We start from the raw sequence: 22,693 nt of genomic DNA, 5'->3' as shown, positions 1-22,693 counted from the left end.
TCACATTCGTTCGCTGCCCGCAAGGAGGTGCGCCTCCCTTGGGGCGGCCCGGCGGGAGGCATGACATGAGCATTCACGTCATCAAAATGCCAGACCTGGGCGAAGGCATTGCCGAGGTCGAACTGGTGGCCTGGCGCGTCAGGCCCGGCGATGCGGTCATTGAGGACCAGGTGCTGGCCGACGTGATGACCGACAAGGCCACGGTCGAGATCCCCTCGCCCGTGGCGGGCCAGGTGCTGGCGCTGGGCGGCGAGGTCGGCCAGGTGTTGGCGGTGGGGGCGGAACTGATACGCCTTGAAGTGGCTGGTAGCGTCGGCGAGTTGCCCACCAGCGTTTCGAGCGTGCCGCAGGCGGCTGCCCCGGCGATGACCCCGGCCATGCAGGCAGCACCCGCACCGGCAGCCTCCCGCGTGGCCGCCCCGGCACCGCCGGCGTCACGCGAAAAGCCCATCGCCTCGCCCGCCCTGCGCCGGCGCGCCTGGGAGCTGGGTGTCGATTTGCAGCAGGTCGCCGCCAGCGGTGCGGCTGGCCGCATCATGCAGGCCGACCTTGATGCCCATGTGGCGGCGTATGGGGCGGGACATGGATTGGTTACGCCGGCCGCCTCCGGTCTGGCGCAGCGCGACGACGAGCAGCAGGTGCCGGTGATAGGCCTGCGCCGCCGCATCGCGCAGAAGATGCAGGAGTCCAAGCGCCACATCCCGCATTTCACCTACGTCGAGGAAGTCGATGTCACCGAACTGGAGGCGCTGCGTGCGAGCCTGAACGCCAAGTGGGATGCCCAGCGCGGCCACCTGACCTTGCTGCCGCTGCTGGTGCGCGCCCTGGTGCTGGCGGTGCGCGAGTTTCCGCAGATCAACGCCCGTTTCGACGACGAGGCGGGCGTGGTGACGCGCCATGGTGCGGTACACCTGGGCATTGCCACACAGACCGAGTCCGGCCTGATGGTGCCGGTGCTGCGCCATGCCGAGGCGCACGACCTGTGGGCCTGCGCGGCGGAGCTGGCGCGCCTGGCGCAAGCCGCGCGCAGCGGCAAGGCCACGCGCGCCGAGCTGTCGGGCTCCACCATCACCCTCACCAGCCTGGGCGCGCTGGGCGGCATCGCCTCGACGCCGGTGATCAATCACCCCGAAGTGGCTATCGTCGGCGTCAATCGCATCGCCCTTAGGCCCATGATGCGCGGCGCGGCGGTGGTGCCACGGCAAATGATGAATCTGTCCTCGTCCTTTGACCACCGTGTGGTCGATGGCCTGCACGCGGCCGAGTTCGTGCAGGCCTTGCGCACCTCGCTGGAATGTCCGGCGACGCTGTTCATCGAGTAAGGCCTGCGGGCCCGACCCAGGCTAGTCCTGCCGGCTGCCGTTCTGGGGCGCCATGGTTTCGTTCCTGGGCACAGGCCGGCGTAGCTCCGCGCTTTCGCCCGTATCATCGCAGCCATGCTTGCCAAGTTGATGCGTCTATTTTTGCTGGGCCTGGTCCGGCTTCTCACCGGTGCCCAGGCCCGCTGGCAAGGTTGCCCGCCCAAGGCCGAGCAGCGAATCTATTTCGCCAACCACCAAAGCCATGCCGATCTGGTGCTGATGTGGGCCGCCCTGCCCGAAGAGTTGCGCAGCATCACGCGCCCTATCGCGGCCAAGGATTACTGGTGCAAGACCCGCTTCAAGAAATGGATCACCACGGCGGTCTTCAACGCCATTTATGTGGATCGGGTGAAAACCGGCGAACAGGATCCACTCGAACCCCTGATTGACGCCCTGAACCAGGGCGATTCCATCATCTTGTTTCCAGAAGGCACGCGCGGCAACCACGAAGAGCCGCAGAACTTCAAGTCCGGCCTGTACAACCTGGCGCAGAAGTTTCCCCATGTGGTCCTGGTGCCGGCATGGATCAACAATGTGCAGCGCGTCATGCCCAAGGGCGAAGTAGTGCCGGTGCCGATTCTGTGCTCGGTCACCTTTGGCGCTCCCATCACCCTGGGCAGCGACGAAGACCGGGTCGCCTTTTTGGTCCGCGCACGCCAGGCGGTTTTGGACCTGCGGGAATCCTGATGAACACCTTTTTGCGCAATCTCCCGCCTTCGCAGCAGGTCGGCCTGCTGTTCGTTCTGGTCTTTGGCCTGCTGGCCGTGGTCAGCACGGTCGCCTTGGTGCTGTCGCTGAAAGACCGGCATGAGGACGACCTGCACTCAGAAAACCTGAAAGCCTTCAACAGCCTGCTGAACACCTCCTGGCTGATGTCCACGGTGTTCTGGATAGGCTGGACCCTGGGCGAAACCGTTGCCACCGTGTTGTTCGGCCTGGTGGCATTTTTGGCGCTGCGCGAATTCATCACGCTGTCGCCGACCCGCCAGGGCGATCACCGCAGCCTGGTGCTGGTTTTTTTCGTGGTCTTGCCGGTGCAGTTTGCGCTGGTCATCACACAGCGCTTTGACCTGGTCACGGTCTTCATACCGGTCTATGTGTTTCTGGCGCTTCCTGTGGTCAGCGCGCTGGCAGACGATCCGCAGCGCTTTCTGGAGCGCAACGCCAAGCTGCAATGGGGCATCATGGTTTGCGTCTACGGCATGAGCCATGTGCCGGCCCTGCTGCTGCTGAAATTTCCCGACTACCAGGGCAAAACTGCCTTTCTGGTGTTCTTTCTGGTGTTTGTCGTGCAAGGCGGCATGATCGTGCAGCACCTGGTCAGCCGCAAGCTGCGGCGCCAGCCATGCGCGCCCAATGTCAGCAAGAGTTTTAACTGGACCAGTTGGCTGATCGCCATGCTGGTGGCCAGCCTGGCCGGCGGCCTGCTGGCTGGCCTGACGCCCTTCAAACCGGCCCAGGCGGTGGCCATGGCCTTGATCGCCTGCGTCTCAGGCTCTCTGGGCCACCTGGTCATGAAGGCGCTGAAACGCGACCGGGGCATCACCAACTGGGGCAGCGAAGGCAAATCCATCACCGGTGCCAGTGGTCTGCTCGATCGTGTCGATGCCCTGTGTTTTGCGGCGCCGGTGTTCTTTCATTCAGTTCGATGGTATTTCGGCATCTAGCCCAATACCGACGAGCGCCAACAGCTACGAAATTTATAGCATATGCGTATTCTGGGGATTGATCCCGGCTTGCAGATCGCCGGTTTTGGCGTGATCGATGTGGATGGCCAAGCGCTGCGCTACGTCGCCAGCGGCACCATCAAGACCAGCCACCTGGAAACCAGCAACCTGCCGGGGCGGCTGAAGGTTTTGTTCGACGGCATTCGCGAGGTGGTGGAGCGCTACCAGCCCGACAGTGCGTCGGTCGAGATTGTTTTTGTCAATGTCAATCCACAGGCTACGCTGCTGCTGGGGCAGGCGCGCGGCGCCTGCATCACCTCGCTGGTGTCCTGCAATCTTCCCGTCATTGAATACACCGCCCTGCAAATGAAAAAAGCCGTGGCCGGCTACGGCAGGGCCGGCAAGCCGGAGGTGCAGCAGATGGTGATGCGGCTGTTAAAACTGCCCAGCTTGCCGGGCAAGGATGCGGCCGATGCCCTGGGCCTGGCCATCACGCATGCGCATGTGGGAGCGGCCATGAACCGGCTGGCGCTGGCCGACAACAGCAGCGCGAAGCTGGATAAAAATTACCGGGCCGGCCGGAGCCGGTGATGCCCTGAGCACCAAAAGCGATGGCGATGGCCGTCTAGGCCACGCGCTGCACGATCAACACGGCAAAAAAGATGAAGGCGGCCGCTAGCGTCCACAAAAGCGTCAAGATACCCCAGCGCCGGAATCTGAGCTGCGACGTGAGAATGTACAAAACGAAAGACAAGGCCGAAGCCAGCAGTGCCAGAAAAATCAGTGCACGAAACACCACCATGACCCGAACTCCTTGAACACTGGTGAGCCAGCGCGATTGAATACCCAGGTCACGCCACGCTGGTCATGCTTTGGGGCGCGGTGCTGCTACCAGGCACGCGCCACGGTTGCCAAACCTGGCGGGGCCTTATTCTCATCCTCGAAGGTGACGATCTCATAAGCCTCTGGGTGCGACAGCAACTCACGCAGCAACTTGTTATTCATGGCGTGGCCGGAACGAAAAGCGCTGTAGGCTGCCAGCAATGGTTTGCCCAGCAGATACAAGTCGCCCATGGCGTCGAGGATTTTGTGCTTCACGAACTCGTCGTTGTAGCGCAAGCCGTCGCTGTTGAGAACCTTGTAATCGTCCATGACGATGGCATTGTCCAGGCCGCCGCCCAGCGCCAGGCCATTGGCCCGCATCATCTCCACGTCTTTGGTAAAGCCGAAAGTGCGGGCTCTGGCGATGTCACGGCTGTAGGAGCCCGAGCCCAGATCGAACTCGACACGCTGGCCAGTGGAGTCGACGGCCGGGTGGTCAAAGTCGATTTCAAAACTCAGCTTGTAGCCCTCGTAAGGGCTCAGGCGCGCCCATTTGGCGCTGGCGCCTTCGCCCTCGCGAACCTCAACCGGCTTGATGACACGGACAAACCGCTTGGGCGCGTCCTGCAGCGCAATGCCGGCGGACTGCAGCAAGAACACAAAGGAAGAGGCAGAACCATCCAGAATCGGCACCTCTTCTGCCGTGATGTCGACATACAGATTATCCAGCCCCAAGCCGGCACAGGCCGACATCAGGTGCTCGACAGTGTGCACCTTGGCACTGCCGTTGGAAATGGTGGAGGCCAGCCGGGTATCGGTCACGGCCTCGGCCGAAATGACGATATCCACCGGCTGCGGCAAATCGACACGCCGGAACACGATGCCGGTATCGGTCGGTGCCGGCCGCAAGGTCAACTCCACCCGCTGGCCGCTGTGCAGGCCCACGCCAACGGCCTTGGTCAGGGACTTGAGGGTTCTTTGGGCGAGCATGGCCTGATTTTAAAGAGGGCGGATGAACCTTGCATCAAGCACGGCCATCCGCCCGGACGGCGCTTAGTCCGCCTGCTTCCTGAGGAAGGCTGGAATCTCGAAGTCGTCCATGCCGCCCGAAGCCAGCGCATCCACCTTGGCCGCGGCCTGGGTGCGGTTGGTCCGCCACACGCTGGGCACGCTCATACCGCCGTAATCAGGTTGCGTAGCGCCCATGGTGCTGCCAGGCACATTGCCCGACGTAGGCACATGGAAAGCCACGTTGTCGGTGCCTGTGCGCAGCACTTGCAGCGGCACGGTATTGCGACGCACGCCCTGGCGGCTCAGGCCGGTAGCGATGACGGTGACGCGGATTTCGTCGCCCAGTTCGTCGTCGTAAGCCGTTCCGTAGATCACATGCGCATCGGGTGAGGCGTAAGCGCGTATGGTGTTCATGGCCAGCTTGGATTCATTCAGCTTGAGCGAACCCTTGGCGGCCGTGATCAGCACCAGCACGCCTTTGGCGCCCGACAGGTCTATGCCTTCGAGCAGCGGGCAAGCCACGGCCTGTTCGGCGGCGATGCGCGCGCGGTCTGGGCCGTTGGACTTGGCCGTGCCCATCATGGCCTTGCCAGGCTCGCCCATCACGGTGCGCACGTCTTCAAAGTCGACGTTCACATTGCCGGGCACATTGATGATCTCGGCAATCCCGCCCACGGCATTTTTCAGCACGTCGTTGGCGTGGGAGAAGGCCTCATCCTGGGTCACGTCGTCACCCAGCACTTCCAACAGCTTTTCGTTGAGCACGACGATCAGCGAATCCACATTGGCTTCCAGCTCGGCCAGGCCCAGGTCGGCATTGGTCATGCGACGGCCGCCCTCAAAGTCGAAGGGCTTGGTCACCACGCCGACCGTCAGAATGCCCATCTCCTTGGCGACGCGGGCGATCACCGGCGCCGCGCCGGTACCCGTGCCGCCGCCCATGCCGGCGGTGATGAAAAGCATGTGCGCACCGGTAATGGCGCTGCGGATGTCGTCAACTGCCAGCTCGGCGGCTTCACGGCCCTTGTCGGGCTTGCTGCCGGCTCCCAGGCCGCTATTGCCCAACTGGATGGTCTTGTGGGCGCTGCCACGGCTGAGCGCCTGCGCATCGGTGTTGGCGCAAATGAATTCGACGCCCTGCACACCGCAATCGATCATGTGGCCGACGGCATTGCCGCCGCCGCCACCGACACCGATCACCTTGATCTGTGTGCCCTGGTTGAACTCTTCGATTTCAATCATTTCGATGCTCATTGGGAGCCCCTTTTTAGTAGATGCAATAAATAGCAGTTGCCAAAATATCTAGCGAATTCTTATGTCTTACAGGCCTGCATCATGAAGGAGGATCTGCACCGCCGGAATGGGAACGACGCGAAGACCGCGTCATGAAACCGGCATCAACAAAGTTGGTAAATTTTGTCATCAAAAATTCCCCACAAACCAGTCTTTGACACGGCCGAAGGCGTTGTGCACACTGCCCGCCTTTTGCGCCACCTTGTAGCCCCGCATACGTGCCAGTCGGGCTTCTTCTAGCAAGCCCATGACCGTGGAGGCTCGGGCCTGAGCCACCATGTCGGACAGTGCACTGGAATAGCGCGGCAAGCCGCGCCGCACTGGCTTGAGGAAAATGTCCTCGCCGAGTTCAACCATGCCTGGCATCACCGCACTGCCACCGGTGATGACGATGCCGGACGACAACACTTCTTCATAGCCAGATTCACGAATCACCTGGTGAACCAGGGAAAAGATCTCTTCAATGCGCGGCTCAATGACGCCGGCCAGGGCCTGCTTGCTCAGCATGCGCGGGCCACGATCGCCCAAGCCTGGCACTTCGACCTGCGTATCGGGGTCGGCCAGCAGTTGCTTGGCGAAACCGCTTTCCACCTTGATGTCCTCGGCGTCCTTGGTCGGCGTGCGCAGTGCCATGGCGATGTCGCTGGTGATCAGGTCGCCAGCGATAGGGATCACGGCGGTGTGGCGGATCGCGCCGCCGGTGAAGATGGCCACATCGGTGGTGCCGGCGCCGATATCCACCATGGCGACGCCGAGTTCGCGCTCATCCTGCGTCAACACCGCCAGGCTGGAGGCCAAGGGGTTGAGCATCAGCTGATCCACCTCCAGCCCACAGCGCCGCACGCATTTGATGATGTTTTCGGCCGCACTTTGCGCGCCGGTCACGATATGTACCTTGGCCTCAAGACGGATGCCGCTCATGCCAATCGGCTCACGCACATCCTGACCGTCAATCACAAACTCCTGCGGCTCGACCAGCAGCAGGCGCTGGTCGGTGGAGATATTGATGGCCTTGGCGGTCTCTATGACGCGCGCCACATCGGCCTGGGTGACTTCCTTGTCTTTCACCGCCACCATGCCGCTGGAATTGATGCCGCGGATATGGCTGCCAGTGATGCCGGTAAAGACACGAGCGATCTTGCAGTCGGCCATCAGCTCGGCCTCTTTGAGGGCTTGCTGAATGCTTTGCACGGTGGCGTCGATATTGACCACCACGCCGCGTTTGAGACCGTTGCTGTACGCAATGCCCAGGCCGGCCAGCTTGAGTTCCCCGCCCGGCATGACCTCTGCGACCACGGCCATCACCTTGCTGGTTCCAATATCCAGCCCGACAACCAGATCTTTGTATTCTTTGGCCATGTATTTACCTTTTCTTTTTTTCTATGTCTTTGTCAGCGCTACCGGTCGTCACGCCCCTGAGCTTGACGGCATAGCCGTTGCCGTAGCGCAGGTCGGCGGATTCGAAATTTCTGCCGAACTTTGAAGACACCTGGATCACCGTGGCAACAAAGCGGCGCGTACGCGTCTGCAATTCATTCAAGGAGCCATGCCCCAGTTCAATCACCGCGCCGCTGTCCAGCTGGGCCTGCCAGCTGCCCTGGCCGCTCAGGCTCAGATGCTCCAGCACCGTGTCCATCTCTTCAAACATAGGGGCCAGCCGCTGGTAAGCCTGCAGCACCAGTTGCGCCTGCCCTTGCGGCCCATTGAGCAGCGGCAGGTCTTCGGCTTCCACGTCGCCCTGGTTGGCCTCAAAGACTTCACCAAAGCTGTTGATCAGGTGGGTGTCGCCTTCTTGCCCCCACAGGGCAACGGCCTTGTGTTCCTGCAGCACCACCTTCAGGCGATTGGGAAATTCGCGCTGCACCACCGCCCGGCGCACCCAGGGCACGGCCTCGAAGGCGGCACGCGCGTCGGCCAGATCCACCGTCAGGAAGTTGCCACTCAGTCTGGGCGCCACATTGGCGCGCAGTGTCGCGGCATTGTTGTGCGCCAGATCGCCCTGAACCTGAATGGCGCTCAGATTAAACAGCGGCTGACGCATCAACCAGGCCACGGCCAGCGCCATCACCATGGCGGCAAACACCAGGCCCAGAGCGCCCGAAAGGGTGCTCATGAGCTTGACGTCAGCCGGCAAGGGAGTTGGCAGTGGCATGGTGCGTCTCAAATTTGAGCCCCTGTTGGCTGCTGATGGTCCAGCCCGGCGGTCTTGAGCACCTCGATGCAGAGGTCCTCATAAGAAATACCCGCCGCCCGCGCCGACATCGGCACCAGCGAATGTCCGGTCATACCGGGCGAGGTATTGATTTCAAGCAGATAGGGCTGGCGCGTGGCGCGGTCAATCATCACGTCGGCGCGGGCCCAGCCGCTGCAGTTAAGGGTACGAAAGGCTTGCAGCACCAGCTGCTGAATGCGCGCTTCTTCACCCTCGGGCAGGCCGCAGGGCACCAGGTATTGCGTGGTGTCCGTGAAGTACTTGTTCTGGTAGTCGTAGTTGCCATCGGGCGCAACGATGCGAATGACAGGCAGGGCCCGGGCTTGAGCACCGGTGCCCAGCACCGGGCAGGTCACCTCGTCGCCACTGATGAACTGCTCGCACAGAATGTCCGCGTCTAGCTTTTCGGCCTGCGCCACCGCATCGGCCATGCCGGCCCGCTCGCTCACCTTGCTCAGGCCAATGGAAGAGCCTTCCCGCGCCGGTTTGACGATCAGCGGCAGACCCAGCTGATCAGGGATGGCGGCAACTTCGGCACTGCCATAGCTGCCACGGCGCAGCAATACGTAGCGTGGCGTCGGCAGGCCTTCCGAGAGCAGCACGCGCTTGGTCATGACCTTGTCAATCGCCATGCTGGACGCCATGACGCCGGAACCGGTGTAAGGAATACCCAGGAGTTCCAGGGCGCCCTGCACCGTTCCGTCTTCGCCGAAACGGCCGTGCAGCGCGATAAAGCAGCGCGCAAAGCCTTCTTTCTTCAAGTCGCTGAGATCGCGCTCGGCGGGATCAAAGGCATGCGCGTCGACGCCGCGCGAGCGCAGCGCCTGCAGCACGCCCTGGCCCGACATCAGCGAGACCTCACGTTCGGCAGACCGGCCGCCCATGAGAACGGCGACCTTGCCAAAATTCAAACTATTCTGGCTCATGGTCAATTTCCTGCAGGCACGAAGCGCCCGGTAGTTTCCAGCATGGCAACGACTTTTCCTGGCACCAAGCCAATGGTTCCCGCGCCCATGCACATCACAACGTCACCCGCCTGGGCGTTGTCCAGAATCGCCTGCGGCATGGCCTCGATCTCATCGACAAAGACCGGCTCCAGCTTGCCGGCCACGCGCAAGGCGCGCGTCAGGGAACGCCCGTCGGCGGCCACAATCGGCGCCTCGCCGGCGGCATAGACTTCGGCCAGCAGTGCGGCATCGGCATGGCCTATGACCTTGACGAAATCCTCGAAGCAATCGCGGGTTCGGCTGTAGCGGTGCGGCTGGAAGGCCAGCACCAGACGCCGGCCCGGAAAAGCGCCGCGCGCCGCGGCCAAGGTGGCGGTCATCTCTACCGGGTGGTGGCCGTAATCCTCGATCAGGGTGAACTGCCCGCCGTCCTTGGCCGGCAGATCGCCATAACTCTGGAAACGCCGACCCACGCCGCTGAACTCCGCCAGCGCTTTTTGCACGGCGGCATCGGGCACATTGAGTTCGACGGCGATGGCAATGGCCGACAGGGCGTTGAGCACGTTGTGCCGGCCCGCCAGGTTCAGCACCACCTCCATGTCCGGCAAGGTGACGCCATTGCGCCGCTGCGCGGTGAAGTGCATTTGCGCCCCTACAGCCCGCACATTGATGGCGCGTACCTGCGCCTCTTCGCCAAAACCGTAGCTGGTGATGGGGCAGGAAACCTGCGGCACGATTTCGCGCACGGCCGGGTCATCGGTGCACAAAATAGCCGTGCCATAAAAAGGCATGCGGTGCAGAAAATCGACAAAGGCCTTTTTGAGCTTGCCAAAGTCATGCCCATAGGTTTCCATGTGGTCGGCATCGATATTGGTGACCACGGCCATCACGGGCAGCAGGTTCAAAAAGGAGGCGTCTGACTCGTCGGCTTCCACCACGATGTAGTCGCCCGAACCCAGCTTGGCGTTGGCGCCTGCGCTGTTGAGCCGGCCACCAATCACGAATGTCGGGTCCAGGCCGGCTTCGGCCAGCACGCTGGCCACCAGGCTGGTCGTGGTGGTTTTGCCATGGGTGCCGGCAATCGCAATGCCCTGCTTGAGGCGCATCAGCTCGGCCAGCATCAGGGCTCGTGGCACCACGGGAATACGCTTTTCGCGCGCCGCCAGCACCTCAGGGTTGTCGGCCTGCACCGCCGTGGACGTCACCACGGCATCGACGCTGACCAGATTGGCCGCATCATGGCCGACGAAGGTCTTGATGCCCAGGCCGGCCAGACGCTGCAGCGTTGCACTGTTCGACAGATCGGAGCCGGAAATGACATAGCCAAGGTTGTGCAGGACTTCGGCGATACCGGACATGCCGGCACCTCCCAGGCCTATGAAATGAATGTGCTTAATGGCGTGCTTCATGACGCAAGCTCCTCGCAAGCGGCCACGACCTGGGCCGTGGCATCTGTTTTCTGCATGATTTTGGCCTGTAGGGCAGATTGGATAAGCGTAGAACGCTCTGTTTTTTGTAGCATTATGGCTAATTTTTCTGCCGTGAGATCGCGTTGCTGCACCAGCCAGCCAGCGCCGTGCTGCACCAGGAACTGGGCATTGCTGGTCTGATGGTCATCAACGGCAGCGGGAAAGGGAACAAACAGCGCCGCCGCGCCCACGGCGGCGATTTCGGTCACCGTGCTGGCGCCGGCGCGGCAAATGATCAAGTCGGCATCGGCAAAGGCCTGGGCCGTGTCTTCGATAAAAGGCGTCAACTCTGCTTGCACGCCGGCCGCCCGATAGTTGGCGCGAAGTGCCTCGATCTGGCGGGCGCCGCTCTGGTGCGTAACCTGCGGACGCTCTTGCGCCGGCATCAGCGCCAGGGCTTTGGGCACCAAGGTGTTGAGGGCTGCGGCGCCCAGACTGCCGCCCACCACCAGCAGCTTGAGCGGCCCGCTGCGTCCGGCGAAACGGGTTGCCGGATCAGGCTGACGGGTAAAGGCCGGGCGCAGCGGATTGCCCACCCATTGACCTTTTTTAAACACCTCGGGGAAGGCCGTGAACACGCGATCGGCCACCGCCGCCAGCACCTTGTTCACCATGCCGGCCACGGAGTTTTGTTCGTGCAGGATCAGCGGTTTGCCCAGCAGCACGCTCATCATGCCGGCCGGAAAGCTGATGTAGCCGCCCAGGCCCACCACCACATCGGGTTTGACGCGGCGTATCACTTGCACGCTTTGCCAAAAGGCCTTGAGCAGACGCAGGGGCAGCAGCGCCAGCGTAACCGGGCCTTTGCCACGGACGCCGGAGAAGGCAATCGACTCGAAGGCAAAGCCACGCGGCGGCACCAGCTGGCTTTCCATGCTGGGATGGCTGGCACTACCCAGTCCGCCCAGCCAGTGAACACGCCAGCCACGCTCGCGCAAGGCTTCTGCCACGGCCAGCCCGGGGAAGATATGGCCACCGGTACCACCGGCCATGATCAGGGCGCAGCGCTGCTGGGTCATACGCGGCCTCCGCGCATCAACAACGCTGACGCGTTGCAGTGCTTCGCACTCACCCGATTTTGGTGAAATCGAATTCTCATACGCGGCCTCCGCGCATGAGAACCCGATTTTCATAATCGATTCTCAGCACCACCGCCAGCGCCACCAGATTCATCAAGATGGCAGAGCCGCCAAAACTCATCAATGGCAAGGTCAGGCCCTTGGTCGGCAGGGCGCCCAGGTTGACGCCGATGTTGATGAAGGTCTGAAACCCCATCCAGATGCCAACACCCTGGGCGACCAGGCCCGCAAACAGACGGTCCAGCGCAATCGCCTGACGGCCGATGTGCATGATGCGGCGGGTCATCCACATGAACAGGCCAATCACGACCAGCACGCCGACAAGGCCAAACTCCTCGCCTATGACCGCCATCAAAAAGTCGGTATGCGCCTCGGGCAGCCAGTGCAGTTTTTCAATGCTGCCGCCCAGGCCCACGCCAAAAATTTCACCACGACCAAAGGCAATCAGGGAATGCGAAAGCTGGTAGCCCTTGCCCATGGAATATTTGTCGCTCCAGGGATCGAGGTAGGCAAAAATCCGTTCGCGCCGCCATTCGCTCAGCATCACCATCAGGCTAAAGGCCACCACCACTACCGCGGCAATCACAAAGAACATGCGGGCATTGACGCCACCCAAAAACAAAATGCCCATGGCAATGACCGAGATCACCATGAAAGCACCCATGTCGGGTTCGGCCAGCAGCAGCACGCCGACCACGGCAATCGCCGTCGCCATCGGCAGCACGGCGCGAAAGAAACGCTCCTTCACATCCATTTTTCGGACCATGTAATCAGCGGCATACAGCAGCACCGCAAACTTGGCCAGTTCCGAGGGCTGAAAGTTCATGAAGCCCAGGGAAATCCAGCGCCTGGCCCCGTTCACACCCTTGCCAATGAAGGGCACCAGCACCAGCATCAAGAGCAGCAGCGAGGCCACAAACAGCCAGGGCGCCACTTTTTCCCAGGTTGCCATGGGAACCTGAAACGTCAGATAGGCCGCCAGGAAAGCCGCGACCAGCGACAGGAAGTGACGCGTCACGAAATGGGTGTGGGCATAACGCGCAAACTTGGGGTTGTCAGGCATCGCCACCGATGCCGAATACACCATGATCAGGCCCCACATCAGCAAAGCCACCGTGACCCACACCAGCGCCTTGTCATAGCCTGCCAGGCGTACCGGCGTCGTCAGAGTGCCGGACATGCTTTGTCCGCCCAGCCGCACCGGCAGCACCTCGGCGGCGGCCTTGCCGACGCCAGAGAACCAGCCTGAAAGACGTGTGGCAACGGTCACAGCACAGCCCCCTGCTCATGCGCCAGCGCCTGCACCGCTTCGCAAAAAACCTGCGCCCGGTGTTCGTAGTTGTCGAACATGTCAAAACTGGCACAGGCCGGCGACATCAGGACGGCATCGCCGGATTCCGCCTGCTGCGCCGCGACCATGACGGCTTGCTGCATGGAGCTGGCGTCCAGCAAGGTGACATGGCTTGGCTGCAGCGCGGCCCGGATCATGGGGGCATCGCGCCCTATCAAGACCACGGCCCTGGCATGGCGCGACACCGGATCGGCCAGCGGTGAGAAATCCTGGCCCTTGCCTTCGCCGCCCAAAATCAGCACCAGCCGGCGTTCGGCGCCCAGGCCGGCCAGTGCCGCCACCGTCGCGCCCACATTGGTGCCTTTGCTGTCGTCAAAATACTCCACCTCATTGATCACCGCCACCGATTCCACGCGGTGCGGCTCGCCGCGGTATTCCCGCAGGCCGTGCAGCATGGGCGCCAGCGGGCAACCCGCCGCAGTGGCCAGTGCCAGCGCGGCAAGCGCATTGGTGGCGTTATGGCGGCCACGAATGCGCAAGGCATCAATAGGCATCAGGCGCTGGATGAAAAGCTCGACCTCCTCACCCTTGCGACGTTTGATGGTCTCATCCGCTTCCATGGCTCGCACCAGCCAGGCCATGCCATTGACGGTTTCAATGCCGTAGTCGCCGGGGCGCTGCGGCTCACCGCTGCCAAAGGAAACATAGGGGCGGGAAGCCGGTTTGTTCCTAGCGGGGGCAAGCTGTGGTGGCATGGCGGCCATGACCAGCGGGTCATCGCGATTCAACAGCATCAAACCGGTATGGCCGTAGACATTGGCCTTGGCAGCCGCATAGGCCGCCAGGGTTTCGTGCCAGTCCAGGTGATCCTGCGTCACATTCAGCACCGTTGCCGTCGTGGGCTCGAAGTTCTTGACGCCTTCGAGCTGAAAGCTGGACAGCTCCAGCACCCAGACCTCAGGTAGAACTGAAAAAACCCGCGCAGCTGCCTGAGGTGGCTGCGCCGGCGCGATGAGCGCTTCTGCCAACGCCTCACTGTCCACTGACTCGCCCGGCTCGCTGGGCTCGGCATCCATATGCTCTGATGGCGCTACCAGCACAGTCACCTCATTCGCCGGCTCAATGCTGGTGCCAGCTTGAAGCTGGTCTGGCTCTGGAACCAGCTCCGGCTCCGGCTCCGGCTCTTGATCCAGTTTTTCTGCCAGGGTGTCCAGCAGCGTCGGGCCGATATTGCCGGCCACAGCCACGGACTTGCCGGCGCGTTGCACCAGCTGGCCGGTGAGCGAGGTCACGGTGGTCTTGCCGTTGGTACCGGTAATGCCTATGACCTTGGGGGTATAGCCCCATGCCTCTTTCAGATCGACCAGTGCCTGGGCAAACAGACTAAGCTCATTGCCACGGGCGATGCCCCTGGCCTCAGCGGCATGGATCACACCCGCCACGGACGCAGGCGACAGCCCTGGGCTTTTCAGCACCAGATCGAACGCCACATCGGCAAGCAAGCTTTCATCCATCGCCGACTGAACAAAGGTCGCGGCTGGCAAACTGTCGCGCAGGGCCTGCAGTTGAGGTGGCTGGGCGCGGGTGTCGGCCACGGTGACCTGCGCGCCGCAACGCACGCACCAGCGCGCCAGCGCCAGGCCGGAAGCGCCCAGCCCCAGGACAAGAATGTTTTTTTGCGCGAGGTATTTCATCTCAGCTTGAGCGTTGAAAGACCAATCAGGCACAGCAGCATGGTGATGATCCAGAAACGGACCACGACCTGCGTTTCCTTCCAGCCACTTTTCTCGAAATGGTGATGCAGCGGCGCCATCTTGAGCAGCCGCCGTCCTTCGCCAAAGCGTTTTTTGGTGAACTTGAACCAGGTCACCTGCAGCATGACGGAAAGGGCCTCGACGACAAAGATGCCGCCCATGATGGCCAGCACAATTTCCTGTCGCACGATGACTGCAATGGTGCCCAGCGCAGCACCCAGCGCCAGGGCGCCTACGTCGCCCATGAAAACCTGTGCCGGGTGGGTGTTGAACCACAAAAAGGCCAGACCGGCGCCGGCCATGGCGGCACAAAAAATCATCAACTCGCCCGAACCCGGAATATGCGGAAAGAGCAGGTATTTGGAATACACCGAGCTGCCGGTCACATAGGCGAAGACGCCCAGCGCGGAACCCACCATCACCACCGGCATGATGGCCAGGCCATCCAGACCGTCGGTCAGGTTGACGGCATTGCTGGAGCCCACAATCACCAGATAAGTCAGGATCACGAAACCAAACACGCCCAGCGGATAGCTCACTTCCTTGACGAAGGGCACCAGCAGCCCAGCCTTAGGCGGCAAGTTCACATCAAAACCGGACTGCACCCAGCTGACGAAAAGCTCCAGCACGCGCAGGTTGGAACTCTCGGAGATGCTGAACACCAGATACAGCGCAGCCATCAGGCCAATGAGGGACTGCCACAGATACTTTTCGCGCGAGCGCATGCCTTCCGGATCTTTGTGAACCACTTTGCGCCAGTCATCGGCCCAGCCTATGGCGCCAAAACCCAGGGTGACCAGCAGCACAATCCAGACGAAACGATTCGACAGGTCGGACCACAACAGCGTCGACATGCCAATCGACAGCAGTATCAGCACGCCGCCCATGGTGGGCGTGCCGCTTTTGCTCAAGTGCGTCTGCATGGCGTATTCACGGATAGGCTGGCCAATCTTCAGTGCGATCAGGCGACGAATCACGAAAGGACCCGCCAGCAGGCCTATCAGCAAAGAGGTGAGTGCGGCCATGACGGCCCGAAATGTCAGGTACTGAAACACCCTGAAAGAAGCAAATTCAGGGGAAATTGACTGGAGCCACTGGGCCAGACTAAGCAGCATGAGGCTCTTCCTTGCTATGTTGTTGTATTTGATCGGCCATGGCCGCAATGGCCTGAACGACGCGCTCCATCTTCATGAAACGCGAGCCCTTCACCAGCACGCTGCCCGCATGAGGTAGCTCTGCCAGTACGGCCTCGACCAGCTCATCCATCTCGCCGAAATGGCGCCCGGCGCCGAAAGCGCTGGCCGCGCCTTGCGACTGCGCACCCAGCGTGAAGAGCTTTTCAATGCCCAGCGCGCGGGCATGCCGACCGGCCTCCTCATGGAAGCGGGGGCCCTGGTCGCCAACCTCACCCATGTCACCCATGACCAGCAAATGCGGGCCGGGCAATTCGGCCAGCACCTCAATGGCGGCCTGCATGGAATCGGGGTTGGCATTGTAAGTGTCGTCAATCAGGGTCAGCACGCGACCCTGGAAGAAAACGGGAATGGCACGCGACCGCCCCTTGACCGGTGCAAATGCTGACAATCCGACCGCAATAGAAGACAGAGGCACGCCCGCAGCAAGCGCACAAGCGATGGCGGCCAAAGCATTCTTGACGTTGTGCCGGCCGGCGATATGCAGGGGAAATTCAAGCGGGCCGGACGGCGTTTGCGCGGCCACCTGCCAGCAGTCGCCGTGCCAGTGCGCCTGGGCGGTGACATCCGCCGGGCCAGCCAGCGCGAAGGTCAGGACCTTGCGTGAACCCGCCAGGCCGCGCCAGACCGCGCTGTAATCATCATCAGCAGGGAAAACGGCGATGCCACTGGCCGCCAGGGACTGAATCACTGCGCCGTTTTCCTGAGCAACCGCCTCGACGGTTGTCATGAACTCAAGGTGCTCTCTTTGCGCGTTGTTGACCAAGGCCACGGTGGGTCTGGCCAAGTCCGCCAGATAGGCGATCTCACCAGGGTGGTTCATGCCCAGCTCGACCACGCCCACCTGATGTGAAGCCCGCAGTCGCAGCAGCGTCAGCGGTACGCCGATGTCATTGTTGAGATTGCCTTCGGTGGCAAAGGCCTGATCCGACTTCCAGGCCCGCAAAATAGCCGCAATCATCTGCGTGACCGTGGTTTTGCCATTGCTGCCTGTCACCGCGATCAGCGGCAAACCGAACTGCGAACGCCAGCCAGCTGCCAGTTGCCCCAGCGCCAGCCGGGAATCGGCCACTTCCAGACCGGGCAAGCCAGCCTCAAGCAAGCCATGCTGGGCAATCGCCGCCACGGCGCCTTGCGCCTTGGCCTGGGACAAAAATTCATGGGCATCAAAACGATCGCCCTTGAGCGCCACGAACAAATCACCCGGCTGCAGGCTGCGCGTATCGGTGTGCACGCGCGAAAGCGTCACCGAGCCATCGCCCACCAGCCTGGCCTGCGCCAGGCAGCTCAGTGCTTGCTGCAAGTTCATCATGCGCCGCCTCCCTCTGCCAGGCGCCCGGCTTTTGCGAGGTCCAGAGCGGCTTGCGCATGCACGTGATCAGAAAAAGGGTGCTTCACCCCTTGAATCTCCTGATAAGCCTCATGGCCCTTGCCTGCCAGCAGCACCACATCCTGCGCTTGCGCCAGGCTTAGCGCATGGGCAATTGCAGCGGCACGGTCGGCCTGCACATGCACGGCATCCCGGTGACTCAAGCCCAGCAAGATCTGGCCAATGATGGTCAGCGGGTTTTCGCTGCGCGGGTTGTCGCTGGTCACCACCACCTGGTCGGCATGCACTTCAGCGACCGCGGCCATCAAGGGCCGTTTGCTGGCATCGCGGTCACCGCCGCAACCAAAGACACACCAGAGCTGGCCGCCGCGGCTCGATGCCACCGGCCTGAGCGCCGTGAGCACCTTCTCCAGCGCGTCTGGCGTGTGCGCGTAATCGATGACGACCAGTGGCAAGCCTTCTGCCGCAATGGTTTCCGTGCGCCCCGGCACTGGCAGCAGATCGCCGCAAGCGCCTACCGCATCGACCAGAGGCATGCCCATGGCGCGCAGGGCGGCGATAACACCCAGCAGATTGGACACGTTGTACTGCCCCACCAGCCTGGCTGAAATTCTGTGGCGTTCTGCGCCTTCGAGCACGTCAAAGCTTAGGCCATGCGTATCGTGATGAATTTCCTGCGCCTGCAGTCGAGCTGGCCTGCCGCATGAAAACGTCCAGACATCCAGGCCCGCGTCAACCAGCGAGCGGCTCAACTCAAGGCCTTTGATATCGTCGACATTGATCACTGTCGCCTTCAAGCCGGGCCAGTCGAACAGCATTCTCTTGGCTTCCCAATAGTCCTGCATCGAGGCGTGGTAGTCGAGATGGTCCTGCGTGAAATTGGTAAACATCGCGACCTGTATGGCAGTCGCATCCAGACGCCGCTCGACGATCCCTATCGATGAGGCTTCCAACGCACAGGCGCTAAAGCCTTCCGCCACAAAGCGCCGCAGCTGCTGCTGCAGCAACACCGGGTCGGGCGTTGTCAGGCCATTGGAGACCATGGCACCAGGCTCACCGATACCCAAGGTACCGACGACACCACATTTTTTCCCCAGTCGGCCCAGCGCCTGCGCCAGCCACCAGGCGGTGGAAGTCTTTCCGTTGGTTCCGGTGACGGCCACGACCTGCAATTGCTGGCTAGGCCCATCAAAATACGCGGCGGCAATGGGGCCAGTAGCGGCCTTCAGCCCCTTATAGGTGGCGACTCGCTCATCCGTGAAGCCGTAAGCAGCAGCGCCCTCATGCTCAACCAGACAAGCCTGCGCACCCGCTGCCAGCGCGGCACCGACATACTTGCGGCCATCCGTTGCCGCGCCAGGCCAGGCAATGAAACCGTCGCCACTACCCACCCCGCGGCTGTCCGTGCAAAGGCTGCCGGTAACGCGCTCGCGCAACCAGCGGGCCGCTTGCTCAGGGTTATGGAGTTGGGTTATCAAAAGGACTCCTCCACAGCTTGCGTCACAATTTGCGGCTTGACGCTCATGTCCGGCTGCACTCCCATCATGCGCAGCGTCTGCTGCACCACCTCACTAAACACCGGAGCGGCTGCGAGGCCGCCATAGTATTGGCCATCGCTAGGCTCATCAATCATCACTGCAACAATGATGCGCGGCGCCTCGATAGGTGCCATGCCGGTAAACCAGGCGCGGTATTTGTTGCTGGCGTAACCTTTGCCAACCTGCTTGTGTGCGGTTCCTGATTTGCCGCCCACCGAATAGCCGATGGTCTGCGCTCGCTGACCGGTACCGCCCGGTGCGGCTGCCATTTGCAGCATGCGGCGCACCGCAAGCGCGTTCTCTGCGGAAAATACCCTGACGCCAACCGCAGGCTCGCTGCTCTTGAGGATGGTGACCGGAATGATCTGCCCATCGTGGGCGAAGGAAGTGTAGGAATGCGCCATCTGAAACAAGGAGGCCGAAAGACCATAGCCATAAGACATGGTCGCCTGCTCTATCGGCCGCCAGGTTTTCCACGGCCGCAGCCGGCCGGTCACCGCACCAGGGAACTGGATTTGAGGTTTCTGGCCATAACCCAAGGCAACGTAGGTGTCCCACATCTCGTGCGGAGTCATCTTCTGTGCAATTTTCAGCGCACCGACGTTGCTGGATTTCTGAATCACGCCCTCAACGGTCAAGGTGCCGTAGTTATGGGTATCGCTAATGGTGAAGCCGCCCATGCTGAAGCGGCCCGGACCGGTTTCGATGAGGGTTTGCGGCTTAACTCGGCCGGCTTCCAGGGCCATCGCCACCGTGATCGGCTTCATCGTTGAGCCAGGCTCGAAGGTGTCGGTCAGGGCCCGGTTGCGCAGCTGTTCACCGGTCAAATTTTGACGCTTGTCGGGCACATAGCTCGGGTAGTTGGCAAGCGCCAGCACTTCTCCGGTGATGGTATCGAGCACGACCACGCTGCCGGCCTTGGCCTTGCGCGCGGTCACGGCATCACGCAGCTTCTGATAGGCAAAAAACTGCACCTTGCTGTCGACGCTCAGCTGAATATCTTTGCCTTCAACCGGCGGCACTTGCTCCCCAACGCCCTCGACCACGCGGCCCAGCCTGTCCTTGATCACACGCCGTGAACCGGCCTTGCCCGACAGCTCCTGGTTAAAGGCCAGTTCAATGCCCTCCTGCCCCTTGTCTTCGACATTCGTGAAGCCAACCACATGCGCTGCCGCCTCGCCTTCGGGATATTTGCGCTTGTATTCCTTGCGCTGATAGAGGCCTTTGATGCCCAGCGCATGAATTTTCTGGGCGATGGGCTCGTCAACCTGGCGCTTTATCCAGACAAAGGTTTTATCTTCATCTCCCAGCTTTTTCTTCAGCTCGGCCGGCGGCATCTCCAACAGTTTGGCCAAGGTTGCGAGCTGCTCCTTGCTTGCCTCGACATCCTCCGGAATGGCCCAAATACTGGGCGCAGGCACGCTGGAAGCGAGAATCAGACCATTGCGATCCAGGATCCGGCCACGGTTAGCGGGCAACTCCAGCGTCCGGGCAAAGCGAACCTCGCCCTGGCGCTGGAAAAAATCATTCCCAAACACCTGAATATAGGCGGCCCTGCCTGCCAGACCGGTAAAAGCCAGCGCAATGCTGGCCACGATGAACTTGCTGCGCCAGACGGGTGTTTTGCTGGCCAGCAAAGGACTGGAGGTGTAGAGAACGCTTTTACTCATGCGGCGCACCCCCTGCTGGTGCCGGCGCTGCGTCCTTGTAGCTCACATACTGGGTGATGGCGGGCGTTGCCGTGCGCATGTGCAAGCGATCCCTGGCCAGCTGCTCCACTCTGAGCGGCGTGGCCTGGGCACGTTTTTCCACCTGCAGGCGCTCATTTTCCACTTCTATTTTTCGACTCTGGGCGCTGGTCTTTTCAAGCTCCACATAAAGTCGACGCGACTCATACTGCGTGCGCACCAGATACAGCGCACTGACCAGCACGGCCAACAGAAGCACGAAATTCAGGCGGGCCATATGGCCCCCACTTTTTTAGCTGCGCCACACGCCAAGGAGGCTAGATGCCCCCGGAGCAAGCAGGCGAAAACCGACTGCCTCATGCACTCACTCCGGTCCGCTCCGCCACCCGCATCACGGCGCTGCGCGAACGTGGATTGCCGGCGACCTCCTCTTCACTAGGCTTGACCCGACCCAGCGCCTTGAGTTTCATGGCCTTGGGCTCCGCAAAGGGAGCTCGCCTGTCAAACACCTCGCGCGAATGCCCTGCAATGAATTGCTTGACGATGCGATCTTCGAGTGAATGAAAACTGATCACCACCAGACGGCCTCCTGGTTGCAGCACTTTCAGCGAGGCTTCTAGCGCCTGTTGCAACTCTTCAAGTTCGGCATTGATGAAAATCCGAAAAGCCTGAAATGTGCGCGTTGCAGGATCCTTGCCCGGCTCGCGGGTTTTGACCGCGCCAGCCACGACTTCGGCCAGCTCGGCGGTGGTTCTAAGAGGGCCCCGTTCCTGTCGGCAACGATCAATCGCCTTTGCAATCGGCCCAGCAAACCGTTCTTCGCCATAGTCACGTATCACCTCCGCCATGGTTTCTATGGAAGCGTCCACCAGCCAATCGGCCACACTTTGACCACGCGTGGTATCCATGCGCATGTCGAGCGGACCTTCCTGGCGGAAAGAAAAACCACGCTCCGGGTTGTCGATCTGGGGCGAGCTCACGCCCAAGTCCATCAGCACGCCTGCGGCACTGGCCGCAGGCAGCTGGTCCAGATGCATAAAACCTTCGTGACGAATAGAAAAGCGCGGATCGGCAATGGTTTGCGCCTCCGCGATGGCATCCAGATCCTTGTCGAAGGCCGTCAGGCGTCCGAGTCCTGAAAGTTGCGACAGCAACAGGCGTGAATGCCCGCCGCGCCCAAAAGTCGCGTCGATGTAATGGCCGTCTGGGTTGATCTGAAGCGCTGCTATCGCTTCGTTCAACAAGACGGTGCGGTGTATCCATGTGTCTTGCACCATCTTCTTTCAGAATGAAAAATCTTTAAATACGTCAGGCATCGCTGCCTTCATCTGCTCGGCCTCCTCGGCCGCGTAAGTTGCAGCGTTCCACAACTCGAAGTAACTACCCATGCCAAGCAATACCGCGTCTTTGCCAATACCCGCGGCGGCGCGCAGCTCAGGCGAGACCAGGACACGACCCGTCGCATCCATATCGACATCCATGGCATTGCCCAGAAAAATCCGTTTCCACCACTGTGCCTCCATGGGCAGCGAATTGATGCGTTGACGAAATTGCTCCCATTCATTGCGCGGGAAAATCATCAGGCAACCGTGCGGATGCTTGGTCATGGTGATCTGGCTGGAAGCGGTCGCGCTCAGCACGTCGCGATACCGGGTTGGCACAGAAAGCCGACCCTTGGTATCGAGAGCTAGAGATGATGCGCCTTGAAACACCGCTAAAAATCCTTAGAAAACACTTTTCACCACCAAATTGCACTTTTTCCCACTTTATCAGGAAACGTTTTACAAGCAAGTGATCCGAAACATTTTTTTTCAATGAAATCAAGGACTTAGAAGTATTTCTCAGAAATTGAGTTTAAACAAAAAGATGTTTTAAATTAAGCACTTAGGGCAAGCAATGAAAGTAGATCTTTAAGCCATCACTTGTCACGCCCACCGTGCACCCAAGATTCACAGCAATATTCTCAAGCTGGAAGTACTCGATGGTGAGCGCAGACAGAGAACGACACACGGAGTCAACCTGTAGCGCAAGAAATGAT

The 22,693-nt window shown here is 61.2% G+C and carries 21 protein-coding genes; 4 read left to right on the top strand and 17 right to left on the bottom strand.

Annotated elements, in window-relative coordinates; genetic code table 11:
- The first annotated feature begins 65 nt into the window (after nt 1-65).
- From BM160_RS00395 to ruvC, 4 genes are all read left to right on the top strand, one after another.
- A complete protein-coding gene (locus tag BM160_RS00395; protein ID WP_091998632.1) occupies nt 66-1,322 on the top strand; it encodes a dihydrolipoamide acetyltransferase family protein in 1,257 nt (418 codons plus the stop codon).
- A gap of 114 nt (nt 1,323-1,436) precedes the next feature.
- Nucleotides 1,437-2,048, top strand: coding sequence for a lysophospholipid acyltransferase family protein (locus BM160_RS00390; protein ID WP_091998629.1), 612 nt, complete (start codon nt 1,437-1,439; stop codon nt 2,046-2,048).
- Entirely contained in the window at nt 2,048-3,028 is a 981-nt protein-coding gene (locus tag BM160_RS00385; protein ID WP_091998625.1) for a phosphatidate cytidylyltransferase, read from the top strand. Before BM160_RS00390 ends, BM160_RS00385 begins: the two co-directional genes overlap by 1 nt.
- 42 nt (nt 3,029-3,070) lie before the next feature.
- Nucleotides 3,071-3,619 carry a crossover junction endodeoxyribonuclease RuvC gene (gene ruvC / locus BM160_RS00380; protein WP_091998622.1) on the top strand — a complete coding sequence of 183 codons (549 nt, stop codon included), beginning with the start codon at nt 3,071-3,073 and terminating at the stop codon, nt 3,617-3,619.
- Between the two features lie 34 nt (nt 3,620-3,653).
- Here ruvC and BM160_RS22470 read toward each other — a convergent pair whose 3' ends face one another.
- The 17 genes from BM160_RS22470 to mraZ all read right to left on the bottom strand — a co-directional run bounded on the left by BM160_RS22470 (nt 3,654) and on the right by mraZ (nt 22,367).
- Nucleotides 3,654-3,830: a hypothetical protein gene (locus BM160_RS22470; protein ID WP_177218866.1), complete on the bottom strand. Its 177-nt coding sequence runs from the start codon at nt 3,828-3,830 to the stop codon at nt 3,654-3,656.
- 86 nt (nt 3,831-3,916) lie between these two features.
- Nucleotides 3,917-4,840 (bottom strand): UDP-3-O-acyl-N-acetylglucosamine deacetylase, encoded by a 924-nt coding sequence (gene lpxC, locus BM160_RS00375; protein WP_091998620.1) that lies wholly within the window; start codon nt 4,838-4,840, stop codon nt 3,917-3,919.
- Nucleotides 4,841-4,903: 63 nt separating this feature from the next.
- On the bottom strand, nt 4,904-6,115 hold the full coding sequence (gene ftsZ, locus BM160_RS00370) for a cell division protein FtsZ (protein WP_091998618.1): 1,212 nt from the start codon (nt 6,113-6,115) through the stop codon (nt 4,904-4,906).
- 168 nt (nt 6,116-6,283) lie between these two features.
- Nucleotides 6,284-7,513, bottom strand: a complete 1,230-nt coding sequence (gene ftsA, locus BM160_RS00365; RefSeq protein WP_091998616.1) for a cell division protein FtsA — start codon at nt 7,511-7,513, stop codon at nt 6,284-6,286.
- Nucleotides 7,514-7,517: 4 nt separating this feature from the next.
- The gene (locus BM160_RS00360; protein ID WP_091998613.1) at nt 7,518-8,306 is read right to left on the bottom strand and encodes a cell division protein FtsQ/DivIB; all 789 of its coding nucleotides are present in this window, start codon (nt 8,304-8,306) and stop codon (nt 7,518-7,520) included.
- A gap of 8 nt (nt 8,307-8,314) precedes the next feature.
- Complete coding sequence (locus tag BM160_RS00355) at nt 8,315-9,292, bottom strand: D-alanine--D-alanine ligase (RefSeq protein WP_091998610.1); 978 nt, start codon at nt 9,290-9,292, stop codon at nt 8,315-8,317.
- Between the two features lie 2 nt (nt 9,293-9,294).
- Entirely contained in the window at nt 9,295-10,722 is a 1,428-nt protein-coding gene (murC, locus tag BM160_RS00350) for a UDP-N-acetylmuramate--L-alanine ligase (protein ID WP_091998607.1), read from the bottom strand.
- Nucleotides 10,719-11,801: an undecaprenyldiphospho-muramoylpentapeptide beta-N-acetylglucosaminyltransferase gene (murG, locus tag BM160_RS00345; RefSeq protein ID WP_091998604.1), complete on the bottom strand. Its 1,083-nt coding sequence runs from the start codon at nt 11,799-11,801 to the stop codon at nt 10,719-10,721. Before murG ends, murC begins: the two co-directional genes overlap by 4 nt.
- Nucleotides 11,802-11,877: 76 nt before the next feature.
- Complete coding sequence (gene ftsW, locus BM160_RS00340; RefSeq protein ID WP_091998599.1) at nt 11,878-13,131, bottom strand: putative lipid II flippase FtsW; 1,254 nt, start codon at nt 13,129-13,131, stop codon at nt 11,878-11,880.
- Nucleotides 13,128-14,846, bottom strand: coding sequence for a UDP-N-acetylmuramoyl-L-alanine--D-glutamate ligase (murD, locus tag BM160_RS00335; RefSeq protein ID WP_091998596.1), 1,719 nt, complete (start codon nt 14,844-14,846; stop codon nt 13,128-13,130). Before murD ends, ftsW begins: the two co-directional genes overlap by 4 nt.
- The gene (mraY, locus tag BM160_RS00330; protein WP_091998593.1) at nt 14,843-16,021 is read right to left on the bottom strand and encodes a phospho-N-acetylmuramoyl-pentapeptide-transferase; all 1,179 of its coding nucleotides are present in this window, start codon (nt 16,019-16,021) and stop codon (nt 14,843-14,845) included. The genes murD and mraY overlap by 4 nt, the downstream gene beginning before the upstream one ends.
- Nucleotides 16,011-17,411: a UDP-N-acetylmuramoyl-tripeptide--D-alanyl-D-alanine ligase gene (gene murF / locus BM160_RS00325; protein ID WP_091998591.1), complete on the bottom strand. Its 1,401-nt coding sequence runs from the start codon at nt 17,409-17,411 to the stop codon at nt 16,011-16,013. Before murF ends, mraY begins: the two co-directional genes overlap by 11 nt.
- Nucleotides 17,408-18,904, bottom strand: coding sequence for a UDP-N-acetylmuramoyl-L-alanyl-D-glutamate--2,6-diaminopimelate ligase (locus BM160_RS00320; RefSeq protein WP_091999382.1), 1,497 nt, complete (start codon nt 18,902-18,904; stop codon nt 17,408-17,410). Before BM160_RS00320 ends, murF begins: the two co-directional genes overlap by 4 nt.
- Nucleotides 18,904-20,637 carry a peptidoglycan D,D-transpeptidase FtsI family protein gene (locus BM160_RS00315; protein WP_091998588.1) on the bottom strand — a complete coding sequence of 578 codons (1,734 nt, stop codon included), beginning with the start codon at nt 20,635-20,637 and terminating at the stop codon, nt 18,904-18,906. The genes BM160_RS00320 and BM160_RS00315 overlap by 1 nt, the downstream gene beginning before the upstream one ends.
- Entirely contained in the window at nt 20,630-20,932 is a 303-nt protein-coding gene (gene ftsL / locus BM160_RS00310; RefSeq protein WP_091998585.1) for a cell division protein FtsL, read from the bottom strand. Before ftsL ends, BM160_RS00315 begins: the two co-directional genes overlap by 8 nt.
- 79 nt (nt 20,933-21,011) lie before the next feature.
- Entirely contained in the window at nt 21,012-21,932 is a 921-nt protein-coding gene (gene rsmH / locus BM160_RS00305; RefSeq protein WP_091998583.1) for a 16S rRNA (cytosine(1402)-N(4))-methyltransferase RsmH, read from the bottom strand.
- A gap of 6 nt (nt 21,933-21,938) precedes the next feature.
- The gene (gene mraZ, locus BM160_RS00300) at nt 21,939-22,367 is read right to left on the bottom strand and encodes a division/cell wall cluster transcriptional repressor MraZ (protein ID WP_091998580.1); all 429 of its coding nucleotides are present in this window, start codon (nt 22,365-22,367) and stop codon (nt 21,939-21,941) included.
- Between the last annotated feature and the right edge of the window lie 326 nt (nt 22,368-22,693).

The sequence above is a fragment of the Polaromonas sp. OV174 genome (assembly GCF_900112285.1).
In the GTDB taxonomy this organism is placed as follows: domain Bacteria; phylum Pseudomonadota; class Gammaproteobacteria; order Burkholderiales; family Burkholderiaceae_C; genus Polaromonas.
The sequence above is the reverse complement of the archived record's forward strand: the minus strand, read 5'-3'. Positions and strand labels throughout refer to the sequence as shown.

Coding starts and splice junctions, on each gene's coding strand:
- BM160_RS00395 (WP_091998632.1), top strand. CDS start 66: ATGAGCATTCACGTCATCAAAATGCCAGACCTGGGCGAAGGCATTGCC.
- BM160_RS00390 (WP_091998629.1), top strand. CDS start 1,437: ATGCTTGCCAAGTTGATGCGTCTATTTTTGCTGGGCCTGGTCCGGCTT.
- BM160_RS00385 (WP_091998625.1), top strand. CDS start 2,048: ATGAACACCTTTTTGCGCAATCTCCCGCCTTCGCAGCAGGTCGGCCTG.
- ruvC (WP_091998622.1), top strand. CDS start 3,071: ATGCGTATTCTGGGGATTGATCCCGGCTTGCAGATCGCCGGTTTTGGC.
- BM160_RS22470 (WP_177218866.1), bottom strand. CDS start 3,830: ATGGTGGTGTTTCGTGCACTGATTTTTCTGGCACTGCTGGCTTCGGCC.
- lpxC (WP_091998620.1), bottom strand. CDS start 4,840: ATGCTCGCCCAAAGAACCCTCAAGTCCCTGACCAAGGCCGTTGGCGTG.
- ftsZ (WP_091998618.1), bottom strand. CDS start 6,115: ATGAGCATCGAAATGATTGAAATCGAAGAGTTCAACCAGGGCACACAG.
- ftsA (WP_091998616.1), bottom strand. CDS start 7,513: ATGGCCAAAGAATACAAAGATCTGGTTGTCGGGCTGGATATTGGAACC.
- BM160_RS00360 (WP_091998613.1), bottom strand. CDS start 8,306: ATGCCACTGCCAACTCCCTTGCCGGCTGACGTCAAGCTCATGAGCACC.
- BM160_RS00355 (WP_091998610.1), bottom strand. CDS start 9,292: ATGAGCCAGAATAGTTTGAATTTTGGCAAGGTCGCCGTTCTCATGGGC.
- murC (WP_091998607.1), bottom strand. CDS start 10,722: ATGAAGCACGCCATTAAGCACATTCATTTCATAGGCCTGGGAGGTGCC.
- murG (WP_091998604.1), bottom strand. CDS start 11,801: ATGACCCAGCAGCGCTGCGCCCTGATCATGGCCGGTGGTACCGGTGGC.
- murD (WP_091998596.1), bottom strand. CDS start 14,846: ATGAAATACCTCGCGCAAAAAAACATTCTTGTCCTGGGGCTGGGCGCT.
- mraY (WP_091998593.1), bottom strand. CDS start 16,021: ATGCTGCTTAGTCTGGCCCAGTGGCTCCAGTCAATTTCCCCTGAATTT.
- murF (WP_091998591.1), bottom strand. CDS start 17,411: ATGATGAACTTGCAGCAAGCACTGAGCTGCCTGGCGCAGGCCAGGCTG.
- BM160_RS00315 (WP_091998588.1), bottom strand. CDS start 20,637: ATGAGTAAAAGCGTTCTCTACACCTCCAGTCCTTTGCTGGCCAGCAAA.
- ftsL (WP_091998585.1), bottom strand. CDS start 20,932: ATGGCCCGCCTGAATTTCGTGCTTCTGTTGGCCGTGCTGGTCAGTGCG.
- rsmH (WP_091998583.1), bottom strand. CDS start 21,932: ATGGTGCAAGACACATGGATACACCGCACCGTCTTGTTGAACGAAGCG.